Annotated in this window: 1 protein-coding gene and 1 pseudogene; both read right to left on the reverse strand. The window is 69.9% G+C overall.

The annotated features are described in order from the left end of the window. Positions 1-4,751: non-ribosomal peptide synthetase (locus tag CED_RS18810; RefSeq protein WP_035912849.1), on the reverse strand; the 4,751-nt coding region annotated here is incomplete at its 3' end. Between the two features lie 225 nt (positions 4,752-4,976). Next, positions 4,977-5,161 (reverse strand): annotated as a pseudogene (locus CED_RS24450) (IS110 family transposase); the annotation flags it as partial.

Below are 5,161 nucleotides of genomic sequence, written 5' to 3' on the forward strand. Positions count from 1 at the left end.
GACACCACCCCCGCACGCACCCCCGCGTGCGCCCGCACAACCGACTCCACCTCACCCAGCTCGATACGAAAACCCCGCACCTTCACCTGGTGATCAATACGGCCCACGAACTCCAAACACCCATCCGAACGCCACCGCACCACATCACCCGTCCGATACAACCGGCCCCCACCACCAAACACATCCGGCAGGAATCGCTCCGCCGTCAACGACGCACGACCCCAATACCCCCATGCCACCCCCNCGCCACCGATAAACAATTCACCACACACCCCCACCGGCACTGGCGCCAAACCCCCATCCAGCACGAACACCCGCGTATTCGCCACCGGCCGGCCCACCGACACAACCACACCAGCCGTCAGGCGGGCGAAAGTGGAATACGTCGTGGTCTCCGACGGGCCATAGAGGTTGTAGACGACCCGGTCGGGAGCGCCGGCCGTGAGCACACGGTCGACGAGTGCGGAGCCGAGCGGCTCCCCGGCCAGGTTGACGACGCGGACCGTGCGAGGCAGGCCGTCAGAATTCAACAGCTCCTCGATCGCCGAGGGGACCGTGTTGACCAGGGTCACGGCCTCTCGGGCGGGGAGCTCCGGCAGGTCAAGCGCGTTTTCGGCGAGGATGACGGTGCCGCCGCAGGCCAGCGGGACGAACAGCTCGAAGACCGACAGGTCAAAGCAGACCGAGGTGGTGGCCAGCACCCCCGCCAGGTCGTCCCGGCGGAATTCCTCCAACGCCCACCGGACCAGGTTGACCGCGCTCTGATGGGCGATGACGACGCCCTTCGGCCGCCCGGTGGAACCCGATGTGAACAACATGTAGGCGGCATCACCCGGACGCGGGCCGGCGGGAGGCTGGGCTGCGGGAGGCGCGCCGGCCGCGTCGACAAGCAGCTTGACGGCGTCGGTCCGCGGCAGGCTCGCCCGCAGTTCGCGCATCGTAAGGACCGCGCTCACCTGCGCGTCCGCGAGGATCATCGCGATACGCGCGCTGGGATAGCGCGGGTCCAGCGGCACGTACGCGGCGCCGGTGCGCAGCACGGCGAGCAGGCCGGCCACCAATTCGGCGCCCCGGTTCAGGAAGACCGCCACCCGGTCGCCGACGCCCACACCGAGCCCACGCAGCCGGGCGGCCATCCCGTCGGCCCGTTCCTGCAGCTCGGCGTACGTCACGACGTTCTCGCCGTGCCGCAGCGCTGCGGCCCGCGGCGTGCGGGCGGCCTGCGCCGACACCAGATCGTGCAGGCACGTGTCCGCAGGGAAGTCGCGGTCGGTGCGATTCCACTCGTCGAGGGTGCGTCGCCGCTCCACGGCCGTGAGGTTCGATAGTCGTGCCACCGGCACCGCGGGATGCTCGACGGCGTCGGTCAGCAGCGCGGCGAACCGCTCTCCCAGCGACTCGGCCACGCCCGCGTCCACACGCGAGGGGTCGAACTCGATCCGGCCGACGAGGGCCTCATCCGTGGAGGCGAGGACGAAACTGAGGTCGAACTGGCTGTCCGCCGCGGGCAGTTCTGCCGGGACGACCTCGAGTCCGCCGAGGTCCAGGTGGGCCCCTGCGGCGCCGACCGCGAAGGCGCCCAGTGAGGAGTCTCGCGCGGCTCTGAGGTTCTGCAGCACGAACATGGTCTGGAAGACAGGAGATCGGCCGAGGCTGCGGTGTGGACGGAGCCGCTCGACCATGACCGGGAATGGCAGCTCTCGATGGTCCAAGGCAGCGCCGAGGACGCGGGCTGTCTGCGTGACCAGCCCGTCGAAGTCCGGCCCGGCCGACAGATCGCTGCGGATCGCCAAGGTGTTCACCGCGTAACCCACGAACTCCGGCGAGCCCGGCCAGTCGCGCATCGCCACCGGAATGCCGACAATTACATCGTCCTGCCCCGTCAGGCGGTGCAGCAGCGCCGTATAGCCAGCCAAAAGCACGGTGAATACAGTCGTACCTCGGTCGGATGCAAACTGACGCACCCGCTCGGAGAGTTCCGGGTCCAAGGCGAACCCAGCGGCGGATCGCGACTGCCCGGCGGCCGCGGGGGCCGNGGGGGCNGGGAGGGATAGCAGCGGCAGTGGAGCGGCNAAATGCCGNCTCCAGAACCGCCAGTCCTCCTCCCTACGTGGATTGTCCGTCTGACACTGCTGCCACCGAGCGTAGGCCTGGAAGTCGGCCGCCGGAGCGAGTTCGGCGGACCTGCTGTGCCGGCCGGCTTCGTAACAAACACGTAGCTCGCTCACCAGCATGGACAGTGACCACAGGTCGACCACGAGGTGGTGCGCGGCAAGAACTAGGTGGTGCGTGTCGGCGCCGGTTCGCAGGAGGCGAATCCGCAGCAGCGGTCCGCGCGCCAGGTCGAAGGGCTCGCTCGCGGCTCGCGCGAGTTCCGCCGCGAACTTGTCCTCGGTCCAGCCGATGGCGTCCCGGCTGGTGAAGTCGGGCTCCACCGCGAGGGGAACGTGCGGCGCCGGTTCTCCCTCCGCCGCCGGGAAGCAGGTCCGCAGCGCGTCATGCCGGGCCGTCAGGGTCACGAAGGCGTCGCGCAGGACCCTGACGTCCAGATCTCCCGTGAGGCGCACAGCACGGGAGATCACATACGCCGTGCTCTCCGGTTCCAGCTGCTGCAGGAACCACAGAGCCCGCTGGCCCTCAGTCATCGCNGGCCGAGGGGTGGCCACCGGTTCGGTGCTGGCCAGCCCGAGCGGCGCCGGCCGCTCCCGCAACCGCGCGACGATCTGCGCCGCCACCTTCTGGATGGAGCCCGTGAGAACCATTGACACCGGGACGCCGATGCCGATCTCGGCGCTCAGCCGCTCGGCCAGCTCGACCGCGCCGAGCGAGTCGAACCCGAGGGCCGGCAGCGGGGCGTCGAGCGCCGTCCGCCCGCGCGGCACGCCGATGTACTCGCTGACCAGCACCTGGAGGCGCCGCTCGAGCGCGTCCGCACGCGCGTCGGGATCGAGGGCTTCCCATGCCGCCGGAGTCCAGGGGCTCTCGGTTCCCGACGCCCGGTCGGCCGGCAGCTCGGCTGGCGTCAGCCGGGGCAGCTCGCCGGCGAGGTACGCCGCGCGGCAGGCCCGCCGCTGGACCTTGCCACTGGAGGTCTTGGGGACGGTCCCGGCTGGCACGAGAACGACGTCGTGCGCCGCCAGGTCGTGGTGCGCTCCGATCGCCGCGCGCACCGCCGCGGCCATGTCCGCCCAGTCGTCGCCCCCGTGGCGCCGATCGACCTCCTGTACAACCACGACAGCCTCGGTACCGGCCACGGTGACCGGGAACACCGCGACGCCGCCGCGCCGGAGCGCCGGATGGCTGCTCTCCGCGGTGAGCTCGATGTCCTGCGGGTAGTAGTTGCGGCCACGGACGATGATCAGATCCTTCTGGCGGCCCGTGACGAACAGCTCGCCGTCGAGGACGAAGGCCAGGTCGCCCGTGCGCAGCCACGCGCCGTCCATGTCCGTCGGCCGGGCGGCGAATGTCTCGGCATCTCGCGGCTGCGCGTTCCAGTAGCCGCTCGCCACGCTCGGCCCACTGAGCCACACCTCGCCGACGACTCCGTCGGCGAGCGGCATCCGGGTCTGCGGATCGACCACCAGCAGGCGCTGGTCGGGAGCGGTACGCCCGCAGCCCACGAGCGGCCGCCCGCCGGGCGCTGGCACACCCCGCCCAGCCGCGAGCTCGTCGACGGCGAACTCTCGTACCGTCGGCGGGTCGGCTCGGCGTCCACCGGTCGCGATCAAGGTCGCCTCAGCAAGGCCGTAGCAGGGGTAGAAGGCCTGTCGGCGGAAGCCGAATGGGGCAAAGACATCGGTGAAACGGTCGAGCGTCGAGGAACGCACGGGCTCCGCGCCGCAAAACGCAATCTGCCAGTCGGTGAGATCGAGGCCGCGGGTGTTCTCCGGGGTCGCGCGCCGTGCGCACAGCTCGAACGCGAAGTTCGGTCCACCGCTGACGGCGGCCCGAGTCTCGGAGATCACCCGGAGCCAGCGCATCGGGTCGCTCAGGAACGCCATCGGGGTCATCAAGGTGACCGGGAACCCGCCGTAGACCGGGCCGAGCACCCCGCCGATCAGTCCCATGTCGTGATACGGCGGAAGCCAGATTACGCCATGGCTCTGAGCGTCGAGTCCAAAGTAGTCGCTGATCAGCCCAAGATTGTGCAGCAAGTTCGCGTGGGTGAGCCGGACGCCCCGGGGGTCGCCTGTGGAGCCGGAGGTGTACTGCAGGAAGGCGAGGCTGGCTCCGCGGAGCGCTGCTGGCTGCTCGGTGTCAGGCATCCGGTCAGGCAGGGTGTCCGTCGCCAACCAGTCGACCTGGCGTAGCTCTGGCGCGTGCTCGGCCAGGAGGTCTCCGGCGAGGGCGGCGAGGTCGGCCGTGGTAAGCACGCACCGCGAGTCGGCGTCGGCGGCGACCGCGCGCAGCCGCTGTACGCCGCGCTCCCACCGCTCGAGATCGGGCGGGTAGACGGGGACGGCAACAACGCCCGCGTATAGGCAGCCAAAAAACGCGACGAGGTACTCAGGCCCTGGCGGGTAGAGCAGCAGCGCCCGGTCCCCGACGGCGAGGCCTGCCGCCCGGAGTCCCGCGGCGATCTGCTGGGCACGGCGGTCCAGCATGCCGTAGGTGGCATGTGTGCGCGCGCCGTTGCCGAGGTCGTCCGGTAGGAAGGTGAACGCTTCCCGATCCGGCTGCGCAGCAGCCCGCCGTCGCAGCACGTCGGTGAGGGTCTCTGGTAGGTCGGTCAGGCCGTCCGGGATGCGCATTGCGCCCCTCTCGTCTCCGCACGCGTCGCCGGCCGACGCCCTGCACAGTCCTCGGGTTGTCGTCGTCCGGGCCATGACAACCGCCTGCCAACGTGCTGTCATGACCTTAATGTCGCATGACAAGTTAGTCAATATGACTGTCATGAACAGGGCGAAACACGAGCGATGACCTTCCCGGGCGGCGAGGACACGCCGGGCGACGTGCTAGTACTGAGTCAAAATGACTCAGGGTGAGGCTGTCAGGGAGACCTGGTGGACGAGCTTGCGGGTCTGGTGTTCGGGGTCCTGGCGGCGCTGGTGGTAGTCGGGGCCGAGGTCGCGGTAGGTGGTCTGGTCGTGGAGCAGATGCCAGGCGATCATGAGCATGGCGTGGGAGACCGCGACGAGAGCGTGTTTGCTGCTGCGGCGGG

This window comes from Frankia sp. CeD (assembly GCF_000732115.1).
GTDB classification, from domain to species: Bacteria; Actinomycetota; Actinomycetes; order Frankiales; family Frankiaceae; genus Frankia; species Frankia casuarinae.